This is a genomic window from Bradyrhizobium shewense, assembly GCF_900094605.1.
Taxonomy (GTDB): Bacteria; Pseudomonadota; Alphaproteobacteria; order Rhizobiales; family Xanthobacteraceae; genus Bradyrhizobium; species Bradyrhizobium shewense.
In genome coordinates this window covers 39,041-62,240 of sequence record NZ_FMAI01000029.1, presented here as the reverse complement: position 1 = coordinate 62,240, position 23,200 = coordinate 39,041, and the positions used below count along the sequence as shown (strand labels likewise).

The window sequence follows — 23,200 nt, the reverse complement described above, 5'->3', positions numbered from 1 at the left end:
CGATCGTCACGGTTCGTGGGATGAGTTGCGGTGGACGCCGGCGGTGTTGGCGCCAGATGCGGTCGCAGGGCGGGGTCTCCTCGTGAGCGATCAGCGGGCGCGGTACGACAGGCCGGCCGCGTACGGCAAAATCGTGTGGTCCTGGCGTCCGCAGGCTGGCGTCAAGTCTCCGCGGTGGTGTGCGTGCCCGACCGGGTTGCGCACATCAGCGATCTGCGAGGCGACGGGGGCAATAGTGCATCGCTCCCCGGGGAGAGCGCGACATAAGCCGTAAACCCACTGCGCAGGGAAGGCCGGTTATCGGGCTGCACCTGTGTCTCCCCTGTGAGCGTCTATCCACGCATCATTGCACAGGGGCTTGCGGGTGCCAGCCCGGTACCCGGCCTTCCCTGCGCCCTTCCGATTCGAAGGGCGCCAGAAGCGAAGCAAAACCCGAGCGCTGGGCGCTGCGGGATCGCGATGTCGTGTGGGCTGTTTGACAGTTGAATCGAGGATGGCGCTCCAATCTCCGCCGTCATTCCCCGCGAAAGCGGGGAATCCAGTATTCCAGAGACGGGTGTAGTTCAGTCGAGAGGCCGCGGCGTACTGGATGCCCCGCTTTCGCGGAGCATGACAGCTGAGGTCGGTGCGGGAGCGGCGCGCTTCACGCGCCTCCTACGGCGCCAGATACCGCATCAGCTCCGGATTGCCCCGCACCTCGCCCGCCTCTCCCTGCAGCGCGACCCTGCCGCGGTCGAGCACGTAGGCGTAGTCGGCGACGCGGAGCGCGAGGTCGAGGTGCTGCTCGACGATGATGACGGCGATGCTCTTGGCAAGCTCGATCAGGCGTTCGGTGATCTCCTCGATGACGCCGATCCAGACGCCTTCGGTCGGCTCGTCCAGCAGCAGCAGCTTTGGATCGCCCAGCATGGCGCGGCCGATCGCCAGCATCTTGCGTTCGCCGCCGGACAGCGTGCCGGCGGGCTGGTCGAGGCGCTGGCCGAGCTTCGGGAAGATGGTCAGCACCTGGTCGACGGCGTCAGCCTTCTTGCTCGCGAGCGAGCCGACGGCGAGATTGTCGCGCACCGACAGGCGCGCGAACACCGAATGCTCCTGCGGGACGTAGCCGATGCCGGCGCGCACGCGCTCCTGGGTGGCGCGGCGGCTGATGTCGCGGCCGTCGAAGGCGACCTCACCCTTCCACGCCGGCAGCTCGCCGACGATGGTCTTCATCAGCGTGGTCTTGCCGGCGCCGTTGCGCCCGAGCACGGCGACGCCGCCGCGCCAGGGAATGCCGAGGGTGACGTCGAACAGCACCTGGCTGCGGCCATAGCCGGCGTCGAGATGTCTAATGTCCAAAAATTCAGGCACGGCGCAGATAAATCTCCTGGACGGCCTTGTTGGCCTGGATCTCGGACACGGTGCCGGACGCGAGCACCCTGCCCTGGTCGAGCACGGTGAGGCGATCGCAGATGTCGCGGATGAAATCGAGGTCGTGCTCGACGATGACGAGCGAGCAATGCTGCTTGATCGGCTGCAGCAGTTCGCCGGTGACGCGGCGTTCCTCGAGACTCATGCCGCCGGTCGGCTCGTCGAGCAGCAGCAATTTCGGCTTGCCGGCGAGCGCCATCGCAATCTCCAGCCATTGCTGCTGGCCGTGCGACAGCGCCGCTGCGGCCTCGAAGGCGCGATTCGCGAGGCGGAACTGCGTCAGCATGGTCATGACCTGATCGTGCAGCGCGCCTCGGGTACGCGAGAACACGAGGTCAACCAGCGAGGACTGCGCCTGCAGCGCGAGCAGGATGTTGTCGTACAGCGTCAGTGACGGCAGCACGGATGTGATCTGGAATTTCAGGCTCATGCCGGCCCGGGCGCGCTCGGTCGGCGTGAACGCAGTGATGTCGGTATTGACGAACGACACCTTGCCTTGCGTCGGCACCTCGGCGCCGGCGATGCACTTCATCAGCGTGCTCTTGCCGGAGCCGTTCGGACCGATCAGGCCGTGGAATTCGTTGGCACCGACGGTGAGCGCGGCGCCGTCGAGCGCAGTGAGCTTGCCGAAGATTTTCGTGATGCCGGCGGCCTCAAGGAGCATCGCGATTCTCCTTGACGCTCTCCTTGGCCCTGGCACCGAAGCTGCCGACCCGCTCGCGCTCCCCAAGCACGAAGCTGATCAGGCCGAGCGGGCGGAACAGGATGACGAGCAGCAGCAACAAGCCCAGAATGATCGGCCAGATATCGCGATAATTGTCCGAGAGCCAGAAGCTGACGCCCTCAACGATGACGGCCCCGATAACGGCGCCGATCAGCGTGCCGGAGCCGCCGAACAGCACATAGAGCACCACTTGCGTCGAGACGACGACGCCGACCATGTTGGGCCAGACGAAGCCTTCGTGGAAGGCATAGAGGCTGCCGGCAAGCCCGGCGACGCCGCCACCGATGGTGAAGATGATCGCCTTCAGATGCTGCGCCTTGTAGCCGAAGAAGGCGATGCGCTGCTCGTTCTCGCGCAGGCCTGCGAGCGCGAGGCCGAACTGCGAGCGCACCAAAAAGCGGCAGAGCAGATAGACCACGACGAGGATGCCGAGCACGAGATAATAGAAGGCCGGCCCTTCCGTGAACTCGTAAGTCCCGAGCGACATCGGCGCAATCGAGGGGATGCCGTTCTGACCGCCGAGATAATACCAGCCGCGCGCGAGGCGATCGGCGGCGTAGGAGCCGGTCAGCGTGCCGAGCGAGACGAAGATCACGCTGGATGGGTGCCGGCCCAGCAGCAGGAAGCCGCCAAGCAGCAGCGCGAAGGTGAGGCCGATGATGGTGCCCGCCGGCAACACCAGGAAGATGTTGGTGATGTCGAGGTCGCGCGCGAGCAGCGCCACACCATAGCCGGCCGAGCCGAAGAACAGGGCCTGGCCGAAGCTCATGATGCCGGCATAGCCCCAGACCAGATCGAACGACAGCGCGAACAGCGCGAGGATGATCACGCGCGTCGCGAATACCGTGAGATAGTCCTGCAGCAGCAGCGGCGCGAGCAGCGCCGCGACAAGCACGACGCCCTCGACGATCGGCAGCACCTTTCGCGCCGACGCTCGCCTCGCCGTCCCGCCGCTATCCATGACGACGTCCGCCTCCCCGCCGATCTCGGCGGGGATCGCCCGTTTCACTGCGCCCATCGACTTCAGCATTCCAAATCAGCATTCCTTGGGATCGACGAGGCCGTTGCTGCGCCCGACGATCTCGTAGTTTCCGCCCTTGGCGACCGCGGTGTACATCTTCATCTTGCAGTGCCGCTTGCCCGGCACCATCTCGGCAGGTCCCCCGGGGCCTTCGGCGATCTTGGCGTGGTCGAGCGCGGCGGCAACAGACTCGCGGTCGACCTTGCCGGCCTCCTTCACCGCGGCTTCCCACAGCTTCAGGCCGCGATAGGTGCCGGTCGCCGCACTGCCGGCGGCGAACAGGAAGTTGCCGGGGAAATCCTTCTCGTAGGCCGCCTGGATTTTGGCGTCGAACGGGTTCTCCTTGGTCAGCACCTTGAAGTAATCGAGGCAGCTGGCGAGTCCCTCGATCTCCGCGGCCTGATTGATGTTGAGCGTGTTCTCGTCATAGTAGACGCAGGCGAGCCGTCCGCCGTTCTTGAGGAAGCCGGCTTCATAGAGCTGCTTGAAGAACGGGCCGACGCCCGGCGGGATGACGGTGTTGAAGACCACGTCGACCTTGTTGGAGATGATGCGGTTGACGGTCGCGGAGAAATCGACCTGGTCGAGCGGGTAGTATTCCTCGAACACGACCTCGCCGCCATTCGCCTCGATCACCTTGCGGGCGTAGACGTTGAGCGTGTGCGGCCAGACATAATTGGCGCTCGGCAGCGCGAATTTCTTGCCGCCGTTCTTGATCAGCCAGGGAATGAACTCGTCGCATTGCTGTGCCGGCGTCGGCCCGGTGCAGAACAGATAGGGCGTGCACTCCTTGCCCTCGTAGAGCTGCGGATAGATGTAGAGCGTCTTGCCGCGCGCCACGATCGGGTCCTTGATCGCGTTGCGCATCGAGGACGTGATGCCGCCCAGGACCATGTCGACCTTGTCGCGCTGGATCAGCTTGCGGACATTGCCGACGGCGACGGATTCGTTGGAGGCGGTGTCCTCGATGTAGAGCTCGAGCGGACGGCCGAGCAGGCCGCCGCCGGCGTTGATCTCCTTGATCACCATTTTGGCGACGTTGGCGTCGGCGTTGCCGGCATAGGCGATCGGGCCGGTGAGATCGGTGGCGATGCCGACCTTGATCGGTGCTTCGGCGGCATTGGCCCAAGGCGCCGGGATCACCCAGCTGCCGACCCCGGTTGCGACCGCGCCGGAGGCAAAGGCGAAATTGGAGAGGAAGCGGCGACGTGAGAGCTGAGTGCGATCGAACATGACTAAACCCCTTTTCCAGCGATGAGGCCCTGTGGGCGGAATTTGATGAAGACAATGGCAAGGACGAAGACGAGCACGTCGGCGACGACGGGCGCCATCACCCAGGGCAGCGCAGCGCTGAGCGTGCCGATGACGCCGGCCCCCGCGACCGGCCCGATGAAGGAGCCGACACCGCCGACCATGACCGCGACGAAACCCTGGATCAGGAAACGCAGGCCGAGGTCGGCGTAGAGGCTGAACACCGGCACGATCAGCGCTCCGGCGAGACCGGCGAGCGCGGAGCCGAACGCGAAGGTGGCGCCGTACATCAGGGGCGTGGAAATGCCCGAGGCGCGCGCCAGCGATGGATTCTCGAGCGTGGCGCGCATGCGCAGACCAAAGTTGGTGCGGGACAGCAGGAGATAGCAGCCGGCCATCACCAGAAGCGTGATGACGATGATGGTGAAGCGCCAGGCCGAGATGTGCATGGCGCCGATATCGATCGAACCGCCGATCGGCTCGGGCACGGTGAGATAAAAGCCGCCGATCAGGCCGCGCACGGATTCGCGGATGATCAGGCCTAGCGCGTAGGTGCCGAGCATGGCGACGATCGGCGCGGCGTAGAATCTCCGGATGATCAGCGCCTCCAGCACGAAGCCGAGCGCGCCGACCACGAAAGGCGCCGCGACCATGCCGGCCCAGATCGGCAGGCCCTTGGCGTAGGCGAGATAGGTGATGTAGGCCCCGAGCAGGACGAACTCGCCCTGCGCGAAGTTGAAGATGCCCATCATGCTGGCGATGATCCCGAGCCCCAGCACGATCAGGACGATGATCGCACCAAAGCTCAGGATCTCGAACGCTGCGACGAACGCGTTAGCCATGCGTGGCGTTTCCGTCGAGCTGCATCAGTGCCTCACATCTTCTTCCAGTCGCCGATCTGCTCGAAGGCGTGCGCGGCGCGGTAGATGGTGGACTCCTCGAACATCCGGCCGGCCAGCATCAGCCCGACGGGCAGGCCATCGACCATGCCGCAGGGCAGCGACATCGCGGGATGATGGGTGATGTCGAACGGCGCGGTGTTGGAGATCATCTCCAGCGCGCGGGCGACGTATTCCTCGCGGCTGGCATTGGGCTCCGGCAGCTTGGTCGCCTTCATCGGCGTGGTCGGCATCAGCAGCAGATCGTAGTCCCCGAACGCCTTATCGTAGGCCGCGGTCAGCCGGCGCGAGATGTTGAGCGCCTTGCCGTAGAAGCGTGGACCGAAATTGTTGTTGATGTAGGTGCCGAGCATCATGAACAATTTCGTGGTCTCCGACAGCGAATCGGCCTGGCGGCGCCAGCCGCGATGGAAATCCATCAGCGAGGTCGAATAGAGATCGCCGCGGGACAGGCCGTAGCCGTCGCCGAACATCATGGTCTGGGTCAGGCCTTCGGTGCCGATCGGGGTCCAGATCGCGCCGCCCAGGAGATGCATCGGGATCGACACCGTCTCGACGGTCGCGCCGAGATCCTTGAAGCGCTTTGCCGCTTCGCGCACGCTTTCATTCACCGCGGCCTCGGCCGTCGGCTGCTCAAAGCCCTCCTTGACGATGCCGATCTTCATGCCCTTGACGCCTTGGCCGAGCGCCTTGGTGTATTCCTCGACCTTCGGGGACTTGATGCGCGGATCGTAGCCGTCGTCGCCGGCGAGCACTTCGAGCAGCAGCGCGTTGTCGGCGACCGTCGCCGTCATCGGCCCGGTATGGTCGACATAGATCTCGATCGGCATGATCCCGGTGTAGGGCACGAGACCCCAGGTCGGCTTCATGCCGTAGATGCCGCAGAACGAGGCGGGCATGCGGATCGAGCCGCCCTGATCGCCGCCGATCGCCATGTCGACCTCGCCCAGCGAGACCACGACGCCCGAGCCCGACGACGACCCGCCGGCCGAGTAGCCCATCTTGTGCGGATTATGCACCGGCCCGTAGGAGCCGGTGTGGCTGCCGCCGGACAGGCAGAAGTGCTCGCAATGCACCTTGCCGGCGATCTCGGCGCCGGCATCCAGCATGCGCGTGACGATGGTGGCGTCGAAATCGGGCACATAGCCTTCCAGCGTCGACGAACCATTGGTCATGGGAACGCCGGCCAGCATGATGTTGTCCTTCAGCGCGACGGTCTTGCCCTTGAGCTTGCCGCTGGCGGCGCCCTTCACGGTCGACTTGCGATACCAGGCATTGCGCGGGTTCTCTTCAGCCGAGGGGCGATAGCCCGGGGTGCGCGGATATTTCACCTCGGGCAGTTCGTCCGGCATCGCGGCGACGAGATTGTAGGCCTCGATCGAGCCCTGCATCAGGCCACGGAACGAGGTGACGTCGTCATCGGTGAGCGAAAGGCCGCATTGCTCGGCGACACTTCGAAGTTGGGCGGGGGTGGGAAGGACAACTGTCACGGCGCTCTCCTCTGAGGCTTCTTGATCCCTGGCGTTGGACGGAGTCTCGCGGTCGCGCTTGCACAAGCGCGGCCCGTTCGGCTTCGCGTCGATATTACAGACGGAAATATTTTCCTTTTCAAGTATTATTTCGCAAAGCCGCTACGACGTATCAACAACCGCCCCTCAAAGCGTCTTGATGATCTTGAAGTCGAGACCGTCGGCTTCAGCGAGGTACATCGGCATCTCGGCGCGCCCGTCGCGAAGAACCACGGGACCGCGGCCCGCCGAGTAAACGGTGTTGCGTGCGGCCTTCAGCAGCGGACGAAAGGCCAGCGAGCCGGCACGGTTGGCCACCGACTCCAGGAACCGCAATCCCTCATAATTCGACTGGCCGACCGAGCCCACCGGCGGCGCGTGCGGGCCGAACATGGCCTGGTAGCCGCTGAGGAACTCGTCATTGGCACGCGAGGCCATGCAGTTGAAATAGCCGGAGGCGCAGAACAAATTCTCGGTGTTGTCGGCGCCGATACCGAGCAGCACGGTCTCGTCCATCGCGCCGGCAAGCCGCAGCGTCGAGGTCGCAAGGCCGGCTTCCGCGAAGGCGCGGTTGAAGGTGATGCTGTCGGTGCCGATCAGCGAGATCAGCACGACATCGGGCTTGGCGGCGCGGATGCGCGCCAGATGCGGCTCGTGATTATCCTCGCCGACCGGGACGAACTCCTCGCCGACGACCTGACCGCCGGCCTCCTTGATGTAGCGCTTCACCGCGCGATGCGACTGCCAGGGCCAGACATAGTCGCTGCCGATCAGGTACCAGCGCGCCGCCTTCTTGACGTCCGCGAGCCAGTGGATCGAGGGGCGGCTCTGCCAGCGCGGCGTCTCGCCGATCGCCATCACGCCCGGCGTCCGCTCGCCGCCTTCGTAGACGGGAGTGTAGATGTAGGGGATGCGGTTGCCGGTGACCTTGCGCAAGGCAACACGGACGGCGCTGATATGCGAGCCCATGATCAGGTCGACCTCGTCGAAGGCGATCGCCTGCTCGGCGCGTTGCACGACGTCTTCGATCGGGCCGCCGGAATCGTAGATCGAGAGCTCGAGCTCGCGCCCCAATATGCCGCCGCGCTTGTTGATCTCGGCGACCGCCAGCATGGCGCTGTTGGTGGAGGTCGGGCCCCAGATTCCGGGTGAGCCGGTGAAAGTGAGGAAATTGCCGATGCGCAGCTTGTTGCGGGCGCCGCGGCGTTTCATGACGTGGATGTCAAATGGCGACAGGTCGAAATCCGCTGCCGCGGACGACAGATTCCTGAACAGCAAAGACGGTGGCAACGCCGGACCGCCATGAGCCGGGAAGTTTACCGTCGCGCGCACGCCAACTCCTGTCTGGCACCAGACCTGAAAGCACATTGAGCAGGCGGCCGCGGCTTCCGCCCTTTTGTTGTGCAATGATCCTATTTTGAAAATATTGAATATTCAAGAATTGAAGTGCATATAGATGCAGCATTGATTGCAAGACATTCACTCAATTGGGTCAAGACGAAGTCTTAGCCGTGGCAAAACCGTCGAAAGAAAACACCCCGATCACCGAACACCTCGCCTACCTGCTCGCGCAAGCCAACCGGGAGATCAACCGGCAGCTCGAACTGAGGTTGAGCAAGGAAGGCGTGCCGGTCGAGCAGTGGCGCATCCTCAAGGTGCTGTCGGATGGCAACGGCCATTCGATGGGCGAGCTTGCGGGCGCCGTGCTGCTCAACCATCCGACGCTGACCAAGATGATCGACCGCATGGTCTCCGACACGCTGGTCTATCGCGTGCAGGACCCGGGCGACCGCCGCAAGGTGCTGATGTTCATCTCCGACCGCGGCAAGGTGCTGTGCAAGAAGCTCAACTCGCTCGCGGTCGACCAGGAGGAGCACATCCTGGAGAGCTACGGTGACAAATCGACGAGTGAATTGAAGCGGCTGCTGGAGAGCTTGATCGATAGCTCGAATTGAGGGGGCGACTGGGCAGCTTGCTCCAGAACTAGTTCTTTTGCTTCCCGGCGTCCGGCGAGCTTGAATCAGCAGGGGGCAGGATCAGCGGCACGGAATCCGCCGTGTTGGAGCCGCAGGTGAATGGGCTGCTGCCAAGTTCTGGCACCACCGCATTCGACACTGCATCGCACGCAAGTCGGTTCGGATGCCCGTTGCATCTTCTGATGAGGGCTGCGACCAGTGGTGAGGTCGGCTTCATGCCGCTCTCATCATAATCGCGCGCGATGTGGGAGACGGCATCGAAGCATGCCTGATCGGCAAGCGGATCCGCACGATCGGATGCCGCAGCGGCGACAGGTGCAAGAACGATACTCAATATGAAGAGCACCCGCTTGAGTTTCGGCATCGACACGCCTCCAACGTGGCGCGCGCTGGCGGCACCGATGTAGCCATATTGCGAGCGGCCCACGCGGGTCAAGCCGAAGTGCCGGCCGTGGCAAGACCGCCGAAGAAACTCCCGATCATCGAGGCATCTCGCCTATCTGGCGGCACAATCCAGCCGCGAGACCGGCCAGCAGCGCGAATTGCGGTTGAGGCGATCGGCTCTTGCGTTTTGGCGCTTGCCGTCCATGTTGGAGCGACACAGCAACCAGGAGATCGCGGCATTGTCCATGTTGGCGAAGGCGCCTCATCGGGGCGGAGGTTGAGGCCGGCCATGACGTCTTTCTACGCCCCCCGTCATCTTGAACACATTGCCGGGCTGGAAAAGCGCTTCGGGCCTGTCAGCGACGAGGTGGCGACGGCGCTGAGATCGCTGGTCCGGGTGATCTGCCAATATGAGGATCCCGTGGATGCGGCCCCCTTTCTCGAACGCTGCGTCTCGATCGTCGAAAGCCTGCATGGGCCAAGGTCCGTACTACCCGACCTCGATAAGTGGATCGGTCACGCAGGTGGCGCCGACTTCGAGCATATCGAGCCGTTTCAGCTGCGGCGGCTGGCGATCAAGACCGAAATCTATGGCGAAGACAGTCGAGAGGTTGCCGAGGAATGCGAATCGCTCGGCAGGGGTTACGCATCGAGCGGGGGATATGCGAAGGCCCGAGTGCTTCTGGAGCGAAGCATCTCCATCAAGGAAAAGATCCATGGCGCGCATAGCGCCGAGGTGGCAGCCGCGGTAGACCTGCTCGCCGAGACGAGCGCGCGCCTGAAGAAGTGGGCTGATGCCAAAGCGGATCTCGAACGCAGCCTCAGCCTCAAACAGAAGATCTTCGGAAAGCGGAGTGAGGAGGTCGCGAGGTGCCTCCTCGCCACCGCGATTGTCCTCGCCAATGCGAGCACGCGGCAAAGATCTGGCAGCAGCCGGGAAAGCATCGATTTGGCCGTCGCCGCTTTCAAGCGTGGCCTCGGCATGCTGGAGAAGCGATTTGGACCTGATAGCCTGGAGGTGCAGGTCGCCCTCGAAGAGATGATACGTGCCTTTGTGGACTGCCGGCGATTCCGGGCGGCAGAGCCTCTGTTGCAACGTCTGCTTTCGATATGCGAGCGGACCTATGGCGAGGATGCGGCGGCCCTGCTCTGGATTCTCGCGGAGCTGGCCGTGGGATACGCGGATGCGGGATCGGATGCCACGGAGCCCGTGCTGGAGAGAGGCTTCGAACTGCTGCAGAATTTCCTCGGCGCCAGGTCGCCGATCTTTCGCCACGAGATCATGGATTACGCCGGCAACAAGTCCGTGCTCTATGGCGAAGGCGTGCTGGAAAAACTCGTCCAGGCGTCGGAGACGTTTCGCCGCAACCTGCGAAAAAGATGGAGCGCGTCGCGCTAGATCTCACATGACGAGCTACATGGATCGAATTCGGAGATGCTATTGCTGCGGCAAGAGATCGGAGCATTGCGAGCTCATGAGCTCGAATTCTTGGGGCTCACCGGATCTCGATCAACGCCCGCCGGGAATGTTCCGCGTCACCGCCGCGGACTGGCTGCAGGAATGTCCCTTTTGCGGCTACGTCGCGCCGAGCATCGACAAGGGCGACGCGAAGGCACGCAGCTTCGTCGATACGCCGGAATTCCAGGCCGCGTGCCTCGATCCTCTGGCCGACCCGGCCTCGCGCCGCTTCCTGGTTCGCGCGGCGCAGGACGCCTATTACGGCGACAGGAGATCCGCGTTCCTGAACACGCTCTGCGCCGCCTGGGTCGCCGATGACGACAAAGCTCAGTCGTCCGAAGCGCTCACGTTGCGGCTGCGCGCGGCCGCGCACCTGGAAGGACGCCCGATCAAATCGATCGACACGCGCTTGCTGCTGCTCGACGTGCTCCGGCGAGCGCAACGCTGGGAAGCTGCCGAGGCATTGGCATCAGAATTGACCGCCGAGGATCTCGGAGACCCTTTCGCGGACATCGTGGCCTTCCATCGCGGCAAGATCGAAGCGAGCGACAGCGGCCGCTTCACGATCGCACAGGCGCTCGAGCAAGCTGAAACGGAGGAGGATTTTTGAAATACGCCCGCGCTGTGCAACGCCATTCCGGCTCAGCCGGCGCTTGCTCGGACCGGACTTGACGGCGGCCTACCGGCTGCAAGCCTGGTTTCGAGCAGCCTCGGCCTTCCGCAAACGTCGCTGCTGAACCTCGACGAACTCCGGATCCAATACGCACTGAACCTGATGCTGCTCGACGAAACCTAACAGCATCTGCTCGACCTTGACGAGCTCTCGCGCTGTCACGCAGCGGCTTGATGCATCGGCGCGGTTGAAGGCGTCCGTCGCTTGCTCGGCGCGGCCGTCCAGCCTGTGATAGTCGTTCGGGCAGCCCGCATGGCCGACGCCGCCACCAAGCGGCAAAGCCAGCATTGCGACCAGGCTTGCCGGAAAGAATGGTGGCGTGAAAACTGTGAACCACGATCGCTTTTGCGCCGGGGCGGCTTTCATCATCAAATTTGCCTCCATATTCTCTGGACCTGCTGATTGTCCGGGGGCGGAGCATGGGGGCTCCTCTCGCAAGCTCGTTTCACTGCCGCGGTGCGGCATCCGTATGGGCCACTCGACCCATTTGAGGCCGTCGTGGCAACCTGATTTCAAGGCTGGGGACCAATATGAGATTTCTGATCGCTGGTACATTGCTGCTGACGTCCATCCTGCCGGCCGGAGCCGCTCCACCATCGAGCTGTGCCGGCAAGTTCATCGGGGAGTGGCGGCACTCGGGCAGCGGCAACAGGGGCTCGATCATGGCCGACGGCCGCGCCCTGTGTAGCGAGCACCCTGCTTGCACGCAGGGCACCTGGACCTGCTCCGGCAACGTCCTGACCTACACCAATAGCCTGGGAACATGGGATTACACGCTTGCGCCGGACGGCAAGTCGATGTCGACTAATGGCGGCGCGGCGGTCGCGACCCGCATCGGGTCCGCGCCTGCAAGCGCTCGCTCGCGTGATCTCGGAACGGCGGCGAACGTCACCGCCGACATTCTCGGCATCGACCGGACGCCGTCTGCGGCGCCGCCGCCAGCGCCTCCGCCTGCTGCCCCCAAGCCCCCCGCAACCCCGCCCAGCGCGGTTGACGGCGAGAAGCGGGCCGCCGCCAACTACGCGCATACACTGTACGGCGCAGGCGAGGCGGCGCTGAATTCGGCCAGAGATTTCACCTATGCGAACCGGAAGCGGGAGCTGCAGGTCGCAGAGGACAATTTCACCAAGGCGGCAGAGCAATACCGCAAGGCCGGCGACCCCGCAGGAGAGGCAAAGGCAAGACGTGCCATCGCAATGGTCCGTGCGGCCGACGCCAAGACGCCAGAACGGGCGCCTCGTCCCGATCCCAAGCCGAAAGTTTCGGGCGCCAAGCCGTCCAAGGAGAACTGTGAGCGGGTCGAGGACATCAACTTCACGATCATTAAGCTAAAGTGGAACGACCCACAGCGCGCCGATCTCGTCGAGAAGCGAAATCAGCTCCGTGAATTGTGCAAGTGACCCGCTGGTGTTGAGCCGCTTTTACGAGATGGTCGTCTTGCGAAAACTTGTCCTGACGATCGTCCTTTGCCTCATTGCCGGCTCCGCTCCTGCTGCGGCAGGATCGTGGAGACTCGAATTCGACAACCGGCAGCTGCCGTCCCTGAGCTACTCGGAAGACGGAAAGCTGACGTTCGTTCTCGGATGCGGCCGCGCCTTCGGCCTGCATGCAAAGTATCCGGGCAAGGCAGGACGCGCCGGCAAGGCCACGCTGATGATCGGGGACGGCCGCAGGACGATGAAGCTCGTCGGCGAACTCGAAGAGCTCTCGGGAGACGACGACCTGACCAATTTCGTGCAATGGGATCTGGGCTTCTCGCGGCAGGATCCCGACCTGTTCGGAAAGCGCTGGAAACGGGTGGAGAAGCATCTGCTCGACCTGCTCGGAGGCGCCTCGCCGCTGACGATTTCGAGCAAGACCGCGAGCTACCAGCTTCCGAAGATCGACGCGCCGGACTGGCGAGCCAGCATCGAGCGATGTGGGCGCTAGCGTCGGCAGGCCAGGACGATCAAGGCCGTCGGCCGAAACTGGCAGCTTCGGCAAGGTTCGTCACATTTTGCTCAAAAGCGGGCGCCGCTCGTGATTCATCGATTCAAGTCGCGGAGCACCTCCCTATGCCAAACTGCTTGAAGCAAAGATCGATACTCTACAGCCGACGCCAGCCTGAAGATCATCGAGAAGCTTGCTAAGACGCCGGAAGTTGAGCTGGGTGCTCCTTGTGTCAGATAGTTGACGGCAATCGAACTGGATCGCTTAGAAACCGAACGCATTGTGAGAAGCTGTATGGGCGCAATTAACATCATTTGTGGTCATCGTGAGGTCATTGTCGTGAGTGACACGGCCTTCTGTGACTCCGACGGAGCGATCGCCCGAATTGCTTCCCGGGTGCTACCTAGCAATATGTGTGACGGAATGATTCTGGCCCACGATCTGATGGGCCTCGATTTCACAACAGGAAACGAGTTCGTTGATTTTGACGATGCTATCGAACATCTAGAAGCAGAACTTGCCGCCTCGGATGCGCACCGTGATCGGTCCCGCAGTTTTGTTGTGACTGGATGGTCGCAGGAGCGTGTGGAGAGTGAGGCATATGCGATCTCGACTGCGCCTGCTATCGTGAGTAGTTGGCATCCCGAAACCAGAGAATTTCAGCTGCATCGTCTGGAGCCATACAAGCTCCTGCGGTTGCCGCAGATTTTTCTGTCGCCTGCTCCTGATCCGTTGCTGCTCGAAGTCGCTTCTATCGGCAGCTTCCATCTCGGCTGGCGCCCAGACAAACTGTTGAACGAACTGGGGAAGGTCATCACAACTCAACGCCACAGTCGATATAATGGGCAGCACGTCGTCGGAGGCTTCACGGAGAGCAACTCGGTTGATGTGGACTGCGGCAGCATTTGCAGTCTTGTCCGCCCGACGTTCATCTGGGACTATGACGAGGTGGGCAGACCGATCAACCCCAAGGCCACCGACTGGACGCTAGAACAGGAACACTGGCCCGCCGGAAATGAAGGCTCGTGACGACATCAAGAGACCTGCGCAGTCTAGCCCACATTGCTGTTCTGGAACGAGGTCGACAAGATGATCGCAATCGGCAAGACGATATCTCTATTTTGACAGCGCGAGCGGGTGCAGGATGTTTGATCTGCCGAATGATTGGCAATTTAGCTTCGTCAACGGGCTGCTTCGAATGCTCGGATTAGCGGCCAAACGTATCGATCAAAGAACCTTTCCCAAGACGGACAAACGTTTCTTCGTTATTGAGCACAAAACCAAGGGCGTATTCACAAGATATGACATTGATACGGGCGAATACAAATTCGCCTCGACATTTCGGGGCAACAAAAACAACTATTTATTCGAGGATTACGATGACGCGAAGAGATACTTAAACTCAAACTTTGAGGAGCCTTTCAGATCAGAATGTAAGATTTTCGGTCCTGTATCACTGTGGAATGCAACGGAAGAAGGAGCGCCGCAACAACGGGAGCAGCTCTCGAAAATAGCGGAACCGGCGACACGGCGCAAACCGCAACAGACAGAAAGTGACCTTCGACAGCTCTATTGCGAATCCATCCTGCAGCTTCCGCTGCTCCATCATCTATATCTTGACGTCCTAAAAATCGGAATCGAACAAAGTGAATTCAAATCAGTGCAGCCTGCGAACGCAGCCTTGCTGATCGAGATCGGTGAAGGCGAAGTAACGACGACTTCTCTGCAGCTGAAAGCGGGCCACCTTCGCAAGACGCTCACGGACAGATTGCAATCTATAGTTGAGTGCGGATTGGTGAGACGGAATACACTGCACCGTCCTGCTACGTTCCGGCTGACGGAGAAGGGGGAATGCTTCAGAAAGATGATTATCTCACTGCATGCAAAGCATAACGCAATGCTGGAGAAGCAGGGAGGTATCAACTACGATCAGCTTTCCTCGATGCTGCGGCTGCTTTCGAGCCTCGATGAAGTCATGCTCTCCACAAGTGTTAGCGATAGTCAAAGCGAACCGATTGAAGACAATGGCAATGAGATCGAGCATCCTTATGGCCGATTGATACAGTTGATCCAGCGGACCCATCGTCATTTGCTAGATGATGTCAGGACCGAGCTTATTCGTCTTGGGCAGCACCTGACCGGGCTTGAGGGGGTCTTGTTATATGACATTGGCGATAAGCATTTCACCGCCAGGGAGCTGCTCGGACGCGTTGGTCCCGAACATTTTGTTCACATCGAAAGGATGATCAAACTTGGTTTCCTGACCCATGCCAGGTCTAGAACTGACCGCCGGTCAGTGCGCATCAGTTTAAGCAATGAGGGGCAGGCAATACGAGGCGCCGTCGGATCTCTCTTCCAACGGAGACTCGAAGGGCTGCGGGCAAAGCCGGATGTCAACATTGACGCTGTAAACGCTCTGCGCCGCCTCGAGCGATATTGGAATGATCTCGTTATATATAGGCTTTAGAACGCAACAGGCGGTGTTTCCCCGTCAACATCGCTCCTTCCTGCGCGTATACGTTGCGATGATCGGTGGCTTATTTCCGCGCAGGCCTAGCTCGGCAGTCCATTTCACGATGGCTTTGCTGAGCATCAGGTCCCATTGCAGATCTAAATGGTTGGGATTTTCGGCGGGAGGCCCTGCTCGGCTCTGTGTACCAATTGAAACAGCAGCCGTCGGCCGAGCCGGCACGGCATTCTCCTTGACCGTCATCTTCAACGGCCGCGTGACTATTTCCCGGCGAAAGTCGCAGGCGGGCGTTGTAGGTGCCGCTGCGCCGAAAAATCGTGAGCTTGCCATCCTCAAGATCGCAAGCGCCGTCCATTCGTGGCGCTCCCTGAAATTCGGCAAGCACCACCACGGTTGGCGGCGTTTCAAAAGCGGACAGTCTAGCCGAGGCGATCCGCTAACCCATCGAACGAGTAACGAGAAGCTGCATCAAGCATACCGCCCGTGGCAGTGCTTGTACTTCTTGCCTGAGCCGCAGGGGCAATCCTCGTTGCGGCCGACCTTGCCCCAGCTTGCCGGGTTCTTGGGGTCGCGCAACGCTGCATCGCTGGCCTGAGCGCCGAGCGTGACGCTGGCGAGCGCCATTTCGTCCTCGCCGGTGGTCGGATCGAACTTGTGCGCCTCCATCGGCGGCAGCACGGGAGCTTCCTGCTCGGGCGGGACGATCTCGACCCGCATCAACTGCGCCGTGACCGCCTCGCGCAGATGCGCGCTCATCTCCTGGAAGAGATTGAAGGCTTCGGTCTTGTACTCCTGCAGGGGATCGCGCTGGCCGTAACCGCGCAGCCCGATGACCTGGCGCAGATGGTCGAGCATGATCAGATGCTCGCGCCAGAGATGGTCGAGCGTCTGCAGCAAAATGGTCTTCTCGACGTAACGCATCACGTCGGGACCCCATTGCGCCACCTTGGCCGCCATGTGCTCGTCGGCCTTGGTCTCGATGCGCGTCAGCAGCTCCTCGTCGGCGATGCCCTCTTCCCTGGCCCAGTCGTCGACCGGCAGGTCGAGATCGAGCACGCGCTTCAATTCGTCCTTCAGGCCGGCGACGTCCCACTGCTCGGCATAGGCATGCTCGGGCACGTGCTTGGCGACGAGGTCGTCGATGAAGGCGTGACGCATGTCGGTCACGGTCTCGGCGACGCTCTCGTCCTTCATCAGGTCGACGCGCTGGTCGAAGATCACCTTGCGCTGGTCGTTCTGGACGTTGTCGAACTTCAAGAGGTTCTTGCGGATGTCGAAGTTGCGCGCCTCGACCTTCTGCTGCGCCTTCTCCAGGGCCTTGTTGATCCAGGGATGGATGATCGCCTCGCCCTCTTGCAGGCCGAGACGCTGCAGCATGCTGTCGAGGCGATCCGAGCCGAAGATGCGCATCAGATCGTCTTCCAGCGACAGGAAGAATTTCGAGCGGCCGGGATCGCCCTGACGGCCGGAACGGCCGCGCAGCTGATTGTCGATACGGCGGGATTCGTGGCGCTCGGAGCCCATGATGTAAAGGCCGCCGGGCTTGGTCACGGTCTTGGCGGGCTTGTTGCCCTTCGCCGGTTCGATCTCGACGATCTCTTCCGCCTTCAGCACGATCTCGCGGAAGCGCTCGACGTCGGCCTTGATCTGCTCGATCTTCCTGGCTTTCTCGGCCTCGTCTTCGATACCTGCGGTCTCCTTCGGGATGCGCATCTCCAGCGAGCCGCCGAGCTTGATGTCGGTACCGCGGCCGGCCATGTTGGTCGCGATCGTGATCGCGCCGGGCACGCCGGCTTCCGCGACGATATAGGCTTCCTGCTCGTGGAAGCGCGCATTCAGCACCGCGAACAGTTTCGCCGGCTTGCCGGCGCGGGCGGCAGCGTAAAGCTTGTCGAGCGCGTTCTCCTTGCCGAAATCGATCTGCTTGTAGCCGTTCTGCTTCAGAAACTCGGCCAGCACTTCCGACTTCTCGATCGACGCCGTGCCGACCAGCACCGGCTGGAGCCGCGAATTGGCCCGCTCGATCTCGGCGAGGATGGCCGCGTATTTTTCCTTGTGGGTGCGATAAACCTCGTCGTCCTCGTCGAGGCGGCCGATCGGCACGTTGGTCGGGATCTCCACGACTTCGAGCTTGTAGATGTCGAACAGCTCGTCGGCTTCGGTCAACGCCGTGCCGGTCATGCCGGCGAGCTTCTCATACATCCGGAAATAGTTCTGGAAGGTGATCGAGGCCAGGGTCTGGTTTTCCGGCTGAACCTGCACGTGCTCCTTGGCTTCCAGCGCCTGATGCAGACCCTCGGAATAGCGGCGGCCCTGCATCATGCGTCCGGTGAACTCGTCGATGATGACGACCTCGTCGTCGCGGACGATGTAGTCCTTGTCGCGCGTGAACAGCGTGTGGGCGCGCAGCGCCTGGTTGATGTGGTGCACGACGGAGACGTTCTCGACGTCGTAGAGCGACTCGCCCTTGAGCTGGCCGGCATCGCGCAGCAGGGTCTCGATCTTCTCCATGCCGGCTTCGGTCAGCGTCACCGTGCGCTGCTTCTCATCGACCTCGTAGTCGGTCTTGTCGAGCTTGGGCAGGAAGCCGTCGATGGTGTTGTAGAAATCGGAGCGGTCGTCGAGCGGACCGGAGATGATCAGCGGCGTGCGCGCTTCGTCGATCAGGATGGAATCGACCTCGTCGACGATGGCGAAGAAGTGCGGGCGCTGGACCATGTCCTCGAGCCGGTACTTCATGTTGTCGCGCAGATAGTCGAAGCCGTATTCGTTGTTGGTGCCGTAGGTGATGTCGCAGGCATAGGCCGCCTTGCGCTCGGCATCGTCGAGGCCGTGCACGATCACGCCGGTGGTCATGCCGAGGAAGCCGTAGATCTGGCCCATCCAGCCGGAGTCGCGGCGGGCGAGGTAGTCGTTGACGGTGACGACGTGGACGCCCTTGCCGGCGAGCGCGTTGAGGTAGACCGCAAGCGTCGCCACCAGCGTCTTGCCTTCGCCGGTCTTCATCTCGGCGATGTCGCCCTCGTGCAGCACCATGCCGCCGATCAGCTGGACGTCGAAATGGCGCTGGCCGAGCGTGCGCTTGGCGGCCTCGCGCACGGTGGCGAAGGCGGGGACCAGCAGGTCGTCCAGCGTCTTGCCCTCGGCGAGCTGCTTCTTGAAGTCGGCGGTGCGGGCCTTGAGCGCCTCGTCGGAGAGCTTCGAGACCTCTCCTTCCAGCGCGTTGATCGCGTTGACGCGGGACTGATATCCCTTCACCCGCCGGTCGTTGGCGGAGCCGAAAAACTTGCGGGCGAGCGCGCCGATCATGCCTAGTTCCTGTGTTCGCGATTCAACCGCGTTGCAGCCAAGAAGTTGTCGCCCGCCTGCCTATCAACTCACCGTGACGCCTCGTGGCGTCAGAGCCCGGACTGCGGGGGTCATCCGCCATATGGGTGGGAATTGGGCAAGTCTGGGTTCAACGGCCAAAAACGCAGCAAAATAAACGCCATCGCCATGGTCGCGACCGGGCAGAGATATGGCCCGGTCAGGGCCTTGTCAACGGCGGGCGCATTGCGGCTAATTCATCATTTTGACAGACTTTTCGCGTTGCCAAGCCCCCCTGTATTGGGCGAGTGTCCGCCCCGCTCGAGCAGCCCCCTGCTTCAACATAAGGATTTTCCATGACCACCTCGTTCCCGGTAACCACCGGCCAGCGTTTCCGCAGTGCGTCCGCCCTGGCTGGCAGCCTCGCTCTGGCGCTGTCCCTGGCGTTCGCAGGCCCGCTCCGGGCCGCCGACGATCCGGTGCTGGCGAAGGTCAATGGCGCGGAAATCAAGAAGAGCGACGTCGCCATGGCCGAGGAGGAGCTCGGGCCGAGCCTCGCCCAGATGGACCCGGCGACCAAGGACGAGAACGTCCTGTCCTTCCTGATCGACATGAAAATCGTCAGCAAGGCTGCCGAGGACAAGAAGGTTGCCGATAGCGAGGAATTCAAGAAGCGCCTGGCATTCGCCCGCAACCGGCTTCTGATGGACAGCCTGCTCGCCGGCGAGGGCAAGGCCGCCACCACCCCCGACGCCATGAAGAAGGTCTATGAAGAGGCCTCCAAGCAGATCACCGGCGAGCAGGAAGTGCGCGCTCGCCACATCCTGGTCGAGACCGAGGACGAGGCCAAGGCGGTGAAGGCCGAGCTCGACAAGGGCGCCGATTTCGCCGAGCTGGCCAAGAAGAAGTCCAAGGATCCGGGCTCGGCCGACGGCGGCGATCTCGGCTTCTTCACCAAGGAGCAGATGGTGCCGGAATTCTCGGCGATCGCCTTCGCGCTCGAGCCCGGCAAGATCTCCGACCCCGTCAAGTCGCAGTTCGGCTGGCACGTCATCAAGGTCGAGGAAAAGCGCAACCGCAAGGCGCCGGACTTCGAGCAGGTCAAGGCCCAGATCGAGCAGTACGTCACCCGCAAGGCCCAGGCCGACTACGTCGCCAAGCTGCGTACCGAAGCCAAGGTCGAGCGGCTGGACCAGCCGGCGGCGGACGCCAAGCCGGCGGACGCAGCCAAGCCCTCCGACAGCAAGATGGCGCCCCCTGCAAAGAAGTAAGAATTCGCTGTCACTTCGGTGACGTGAAGCGTATCTAAGCCTTTGTGATGCCCGGCCCCAAGCGCGAAGCGCGTCTTCGCACAGAGGGGCCGGGCATCTGCATATTCAGATCCCACCAAGGCGCCCCGCGATGTCCTCCTCCGTCTCCCCGCTCGCCCCGAAAACAGTTCCCGACATGCCCACCATTGCGGGCATCCGTCTCGCGACGGCCGAAGCCGGCATCCGCTACAAGAACCGAACCGATGTGTTGCTGGCGGTGATGGACAAGGGCACCGCGGTCGCCGGCGTCTTCACCAAGTCGAAATGCCCCTCCGCGCCGGTGGAATGGTGCCGCGCCAAGCTGAAGGGCGGCAAGGCACGCGCGCTGGTCGTCAATTCCGGCAACGCCAATGCCTTCACCGGCAAGACCGGCCGCACCTCCACGGCGCTGACCGCCAAGATCGCGGCCAAGGCGGTCGGATGCAGCGAGGGCGAAATCTTCCTGGCCTCGACCGGCGTGATCGGCGAGCCGCTGGACGCGACCAAGTTCGACGGCGTGCTGGGCCGACTGGCTGAAGCCGCCGAACCCGGCGACTACCTCGCTGCGGCCAAGGCGATCATGACCACCGACACCTTCCCGAAGGTCGCGACCGCGACCGTCAAGCTCGGCAAGGCCAAGGTCACCATCAACGGCATGGCCAAGGGCGCCGGCATGATCGCTCCCGACATGGCGACGATGCTGTCCTTCATCTTCACCGACGCACCGATCGCGCCCGCGGCCTTGCAGGCGCTGCTCAAGAGCGGCGTCGAGGACACCTTCAACGCGGTGACGATCGACGGTGACACCTCGACCTCGGACACGCTGCTGGCCTTCGCCACCGGCGCTGCCGCCGGGCATGGCGCACCGAAGATCAGCCGCGCCAGCGATCCGCGCCTGAAGGCCTTCGTCAAGGCGTTCAACCAGGTGCTCGCCAATCTTTCTGAACAAGTGGCCCGGGACGGCGAAGGCGCGCGCAAGCTGGTCGAGATCACCGTCGAGGGCGCCAAGACCAAGGCCTCCGCGCGCAAGATCGCGATGTCGATCGCCAACTCGCCGCTGGTCAAGACCGCGATCGCCGGCGAGGACGCCAATTGGGGCCGCGTCGTGATGGCAGTCGGCAAGGCCGGCGAGCCGGCCGATCGCGACAAGCTTTCGATCTCCTTCAACGGCATCCGCGTCGCCAAGAGCGGCGCGCGCGATCCTGACTATGACGAGGCGCAGGTCTCGGAAGCGATGAAGGCCCCGGAGATCGCGATCAAGGTCTCGCTCGGCCTCGGCAAGGGCCGCGACCGGGTGCTGACCTGCGATCTCACCAAGGAATATGTCGCGATCAACGGCGATTACAGGTCGTAGGGCTCACGACACCTTCTCCGTCAACCTGAAGGTGCGAGGGATGGGGCGCGGAGCGCCCCATCGGGAGCCTCGAAGGATGCACGGCCACCGCTACAGCCGCGTGGAGAGAGCTGGGCCGTCGCCCTTCGAGGGCCGCTGAAGGAGCGGCCACCTCAGGGTGACGGTAAGAGAGCGCGAGAGCCGTGCTTCAAATCACCCTGAAATCCGCGCGTCCGCGACCGCTTTCTTGAACAGCGCATTCATGGCGTCCGAGATGCCTTGCGTCGGGCTCACCTCGAAATAGAGCCCGGACGACGCGCAGCTCTGCATGTTCTGCGCGATCTCGCTGTTCGGCGACGGCCCGTAGGGGCCGGTATTGAACGGAGCGATCCATTTCATGTACCAGCTGTTGGTGGGCAGCGCGAGGTACGTTGTGTACAGCACGGCAATCTTGACGCCCCGGTCCTTCATCGTCTTGCAGAGCGCAGCATTGAGCGGCGATTGGCACCGCGTGGTGCCGGAGAGCGGTTTCAGGCATCCGGTGTTGCTCTCGTCAGCGACCCCGTCGGAGACGAAGAACAGATATTTGAGCGGGCTGGAGGACGTGCCGGTCCCGGGGGAGCTGATCTCGCCGTTGATCGCAGGGAATATCGCGGTGAATGCCGTGTCTTGGTCGTTATTCTCGTTCTGACCGTTCACCGACATCAGGTCGATATTACCCGCCGCCGATTTGGCGCTGGAGAGAGAGCCCGACAACGAAAACAGATTGCGCAGGCCGAGCGTGCTTGCGGAGCCGCCGAAATCGTAGATCGCCATTCTGAACTGGTTTGAATAGGTCTGGGTCGCACTCGCCGTATCCATCAACGACTGCGTTGCGGTCCGAAGCACGTCGATCCGGGTGGTCACGCCAAGCTTCTTGGCAAGGTCGTAGTAATTGTTCTTATCCTTGAGGTCGTGGCAGGCGAAAGCGCACTTGTCCGATGTGTTGTTGACCATCGTCTGCACGTCGGTCGGCGTGGCGCCGACACCCATCGACGGCGAATTGTCCAGCAGCAGGTAGAAATCGATATAGAGCGGCATGCTGGCCGTCGCTTTCGACGTACCGCTCAGCGTCAGCGCGGACTTGCCGATCAGGCCGAGAAACATGGTGTTCATGGTGGCGTTGAACGCAACGGTCGAGGTCACGGTCGATCCGGTTTTGACCACGGTCGGCGTGACGCTGTTGAGAGTGTAGCCGGTCTGATTGGCGCGATTGGCGTCGAAGATGTTCTGGGCGTCGGTGACGCCGACGGAAATGGAGCCATCCGACGTCATGGTACCGGCGGCCTTGAAGGCCGGCGAGGCCTTGGCGATCGAGCCGACGCTGGCAGCATCGGCCGCGGCCTGAAGCTTGGCCCGGGTCTGCGTCGCGCGCGAGTAGTCGACCGCGCAGCCGACCGCTGTGATCAACGGGACGCAGGCGAGCGCGAAGATCACCGCGATATTGCCGCGCCGGTCTTGGACGAACCGGCGGATGATGGTGGAAAGCGCAGCGCGCATGGCTTGGGCCCGGAGTGGTTTAAGCGTTT

At 62.5% G+C, this 23,200-nt stretch carries 20 protein-coding genes; 9 read left to right on the top strand and 11 right to left on the bottom strand.

Annotated elements, in window-relative coordinates:
* Positions 1–654 precede the first annotated feature (654 nt).
* The 7 genes from GA0061098_RS35775 to GA0061098_RS35745 form a co-directional block, all read right to left on the bottom strand.
* Positions 655–1,350, bottom strand: coding sequence for a branched-chain amino acid ABC transporter ATP-binding protein (locus GA0061098_RS35775; RefSeq protein WP_028141879.1), 696 nt, complete (start codon positions 1,348–1,350; stop codon positions 655–657).
* A complete protein-coding gene (locus tag GA0061098_RS35770) occupies positions 1,343–2,074 on the bottom strand; it encodes an ABC transporter ATP-binding protein (RefSeq protein ID WP_091966090.1) in 732 nt (243 codons plus the stop codon). Before GA0061098_RS35770 ends, GA0061098_RS35775 begins: the two co-directional genes overlap by 8 nt.
* Positions 2,064–3,164, bottom strand: coding sequence for a branched-chain amino acid ABC transporter permease (locus tag GA0061098_RS35765; RefSeq protein ID WP_091966089.1), 1,101 nt, complete (start codon positions 3,162–3,164; stop codon positions 2,064–2,066). The genes GA0061098_RS35770 and GA0061098_RS35765 overlap by 11 nt, the downstream gene beginning before the upstream one ends.
* A 6-nt stretch (positions 3,165–3,170) precedes the next feature.
* Complete coding sequence (locus tag GA0061098_RS35760) at positions 3,171–4,388, bottom strand: substrate-binding protein (protein WP_091966088.1); 1,218 nt, start codon at positions 4,386–4,388, stop codon at positions 3,171–3,173.
* 2 nt (positions 4,389–4,390) lie between these two features.
* Entirely contained in the window at positions 4,391–5,248 is an 858-nt protein-coding gene (locus tag GA0061098_RS35755) for a branched-chain amino acid ABC transporter permease (protein ID WP_028141883.1), read from the bottom strand.
* A gap of 32 nt (positions 5,249–5,280) precedes the next feature.
* Positions 5,281–6,795 (bottom strand): amidase, encoded by a 1,515-nt coding sequence (locus GA0061098_RS35750; RefSeq protein WP_091966110.1) that lies wholly within the window; start codon positions 6,793–6,795, stop codon positions 5,281–5,283.
* 165 nt (positions 6,796–6,960) lie between these two features.
* Positions 6,961–8,145 (bottom strand): substrate-binding domain-containing protein, encoded by a 1,185-nt coding sequence (locus GA0061098_RS35745; protein WP_165637814.1) that lies wholly within the window; start codon positions 8,143–8,145, stop codon positions 6,961–6,963.
* Positions 8,146–8,324: 179 nt separating this feature from the next.
* Between GA0061098_RS35745 and GA0061098_RS35740 the strand changes: the two genes are divergently transcribed.
* Positions 8,325–8,768: a MarR family winged helix-turn-helix transcriptional regulator gene (locus GA0061098_RS35740; RefSeq protein WP_018320557.1), complete on the top strand. Its 444-nt coding sequence runs from the start codon at positions 8,325–8,327 to the stop codon at positions 8,766–8,768.
* Positions 8,769–8,796: 28 nt separating this feature from the next.
* On the opposite strand, the gene GA0061098_RS35735 is transcribed toward GA0061098_RS35740, so the two are convergent.
* On the bottom strand, positions 8,797–9,153 hold the full coding sequence (locus GA0061098_RS35735; RefSeq protein ID WP_129591017.1) for a hypothetical protein: 357 nt from the start codon (positions 9,151–9,153) through the stop codon (positions 8,797–8,799).
* Positions 9,154–9,462: 309 nt separating this feature from the next.
* Between GA0061098_RS35735 and GA0061098_RS35730 the strand changes: the two genes are divergently transcribed.
* Together GA0061098_RS35730 and GA0061098_RS35725 are read left to right on the top strand one after the other, a co-directional pair.
* The gene (locus GA0061098_RS35730) at positions 9,463–10,572 is read left to right on the top strand and encodes a tetratricopeptide repeat protein (protein WP_091966086.1); all 1,110 of its coding nucleotides are present in this window, start codon (positions 9,463–9,465) and stop codon (positions 10,570–10,572) included.
* A gap of 76 nt (positions 10,573–10,648) precedes the next feature.
* Positions 10,649–11,242: a hypothetical protein gene (locus GA0061098_RS35725; protein WP_129591016.1), complete on the top strand. Its 594-nt coding sequence runs from the start codon at positions 10,649–10,651 to the stop codon at positions 11,240–11,242.
* A 69-nt stretch (positions 11,243–11,311) separates the two neighbouring features.
* Here the strand turns inward: GA0061098_RS35725 and GA0061098_RS35720 are convergent, their stop codons facing one another.
* A complete protein-coding gene (locus tag GA0061098_RS35720) occupies positions 11,312–11,674 on the bottom strand; it encodes a hypothetical protein (protein ID WP_129591015.1) in 363 nt (120 codons plus the stop codon).
* Positions 11,675–11,835: 161 nt separating this feature from the next.
* On the opposite strand from GA0061098_RS35720, the gene GA0061098_RS35715 reads away from it, so the two are divergent.
* The 4 genes from GA0061098_RS35715 to GA0061098_RS35700 all read left to right on the top strand — a co-directional run bounded on the left by GA0061098_RS35715 (position 11,836) and on the right by GA0061098_RS35700 (position 15,701).
* Positions 11,836–12,705 (top strand): hypothetical protein, encoded by an 870-nt coding sequence (locus GA0061098_RS35715; RefSeq protein WP_091966083.1) that lies wholly within the window; start codon positions 11,836–11,838, stop codon positions 12,703–12,705.
* Positions 12,706–12,742: 37 nt separating this feature from the next.
* Complete coding sequence (locus GA0061098_RS35710; protein ID WP_129591014.1) at positions 12,743–13,234, top strand: hypothetical protein; 492 nt, start codon at positions 12,743–12,745, stop codon at positions 13,232–13,234.
* A gap of 294 nt (positions 13,235–13,528) precedes the next feature.
* A complete protein-coding gene (locus GA0061098_RS35705) occupies positions 13,529–14,263 on the top strand; it encodes a hypothetical protein (protein WP_091966081.1) in 735 nt (244 codons plus the stop codon).
* Between the two features lie 115 nt (positions 14,264–14,378).
* Positions 14,379–15,701 (top strand): hypothetical protein, encoded by a 1,323-nt coding sequence (locus GA0061098_RS35700; protein ID WP_091966080.1) that lies wholly within the window; start codon positions 14,379–14,381, stop codon positions 15,699–15,701.
* A 471-nt stretch (positions 15,702–16,172) separates the two neighbouring features.
* On the opposite strand, the gene secA is transcribed toward GA0061098_RS35700, so the two are convergent.
* Positions 16,173–19,013, bottom strand: a complete 2,841-nt coding sequence (secA, locus tag GA0061098_RS35695) for a preprotein translocase subunit SecA (protein ID WP_091966079.1) — start codon at positions 19,011–19,013, stop codon at positions 16,173–16,175.
* Between the two features lie 353 nt (positions 19,014–19,366).
* Here secA and GA0061098_RS35690 point away from each other — a divergent pair, with 353 nt between their 5' ends.
* Together GA0061098_RS35690 and argJ are read left to right on the top strand one after the other, a co-directional pair.
* Positions 19,367–20,281, top strand: a complete 915-nt coding sequence (locus tag GA0061098_RS35690; protein ID WP_018320555.1) for a peptidylprolyl isomerase — start codon at positions 19,367–19,369, stop codon at positions 20,279–20,281.
* A gap of 130 nt (positions 20,282–20,411) precedes the next feature.
* Entirely contained in the window at positions 20,412–21,653 is a 1,242-nt protein-coding gene (gene argJ, locus GA0061098_RS35685) for a bifunctional glutamate N-acetyltransferase/amino-acid acetyltransferase ArgJ (protein WP_091966078.1), read from the top strand.
* A gap of 192 nt (positions 21,654–21,845) precedes the next feature.
* On the opposite strand, the gene GA0061098_RS35680 is transcribed toward argJ, so the two are convergent.
* Positions 21,846–23,171: a TadE/TadG family type IV pilus assembly protein gene (locus tag GA0061098_RS35680; RefSeq protein ID WP_091966077.1), complete on the bottom strand. Its 1,326-nt coding sequence runs from the start codon at positions 23,169–23,171 to the stop codon at positions 21,846–21,848.
* Between the last annotated feature and the right edge of the window lie 29 nt (positions 23,172–23,200).

Bases quoted from the DNA above. Each gene is read 5' to 3' on its own strand.
- GA0061098_RS35700 (WP_091966080.1), top strand. From the start codon at position 14,379: ATGTTTGATCTGCCGAATGATTGGCAATTTAGCTTCGTCAACGGGCTG.
- GA0061098_RS35760 (WP_091966088.1), bottom strand. From the start codon at position 4,388: ATGTTCGATCGCACTCAGCTCTCACGTCGCCGCTTCCTCTCCAATTTC.
- GA0061098_RS35690 (WP_018320555.1), top strand. From the start codon at position 19,367: ATGACCACCTCGTTCCCGGTAACCACCGGCCAGCGTTTCCGCAGTGCG.
- GA0061098_RS35755 (WP_028141883.1), bottom strand. From the start codon at position 5,248: ATGGCTAACGCGTTCGTCGCAGCGTTCGAGATCCTGAGCTTTGGTGCG.
- GA0061098_RS35715 (WP_091966083.1), top strand. From the start codon at position 11,836: ATGAGATTTCTGATCGCTGGTACATTGCTGCTGACGTCCATCCTGCCG.
- argJ (WP_091966078.1), top strand. From the start codon at position 20,412: ATGTCCTCCTCCGTCTCCCCGCTCGCCCCGAAAACAGTTCCCGACATG.
- GA0061098_RS35765 (WP_091966089.1), bottom strand. From the start codon at position 3,164: ATGCTGAAGTCGATGGGCGCAGTGAAACGGGCGATCCCCGCCGAGATC.
- GA0061098_RS35735 (WP_129591017.1), bottom strand. From the start codon at position 9,153: ATGCCGAAACTCAAGCGGGTGCTCTTCATATTGAGTATCGTTCTTGCA.
- GA0061098_RS35725 (WP_129591016.1), top strand. From the start codon at position 10,649: ATGAGCTCGAATTCTTGGGGCTCACCGGATCTCGATCAACGCCCGCCG.
- GA0061098_RS35680 (WP_091966077.1), bottom strand. From the start codon at position 23,171: ATGCGCGCTGCGCTTTCCACCATCATCCGCCGGTTCGTCCAAGACCGG.
- GA0061098_RS35705 (WP_091966081.1), top strand. From the start codon at position 13,529: ATGGGCGCAATTAACATCATTTGTGGTCATCGTGAGGTCATTGTCGTG.
- GA0061098_RS35770 (WP_091966090.1), bottom strand. From the start codon at position 2,074: ATGCTCCTTGAGGCCGCCGGCATCACGAAAATCTTCGGCAAGCTCACT.
- GA0061098_RS35720 (WP_129591015.1), bottom strand. From the start codon at position 11,674: ATGATGAAAGCCGCCCCGGCGCAAAAGCGATCGTGGTTCACAGTTTTC.
- secA (WP_091966079.1), bottom strand. From the start codon at position 19,013: ATGATCGGCGCGCTCGCCCGCAAGTTTTTCGGCTCCGCCAACGACCGG.
- GA0061098_RS35730 (WP_091966086.1), top strand. From the start codon at position 9,463: ATGACGTCTTTCTACGCCCCCCGTCATCTTGAACACATTGCCGGGCTG.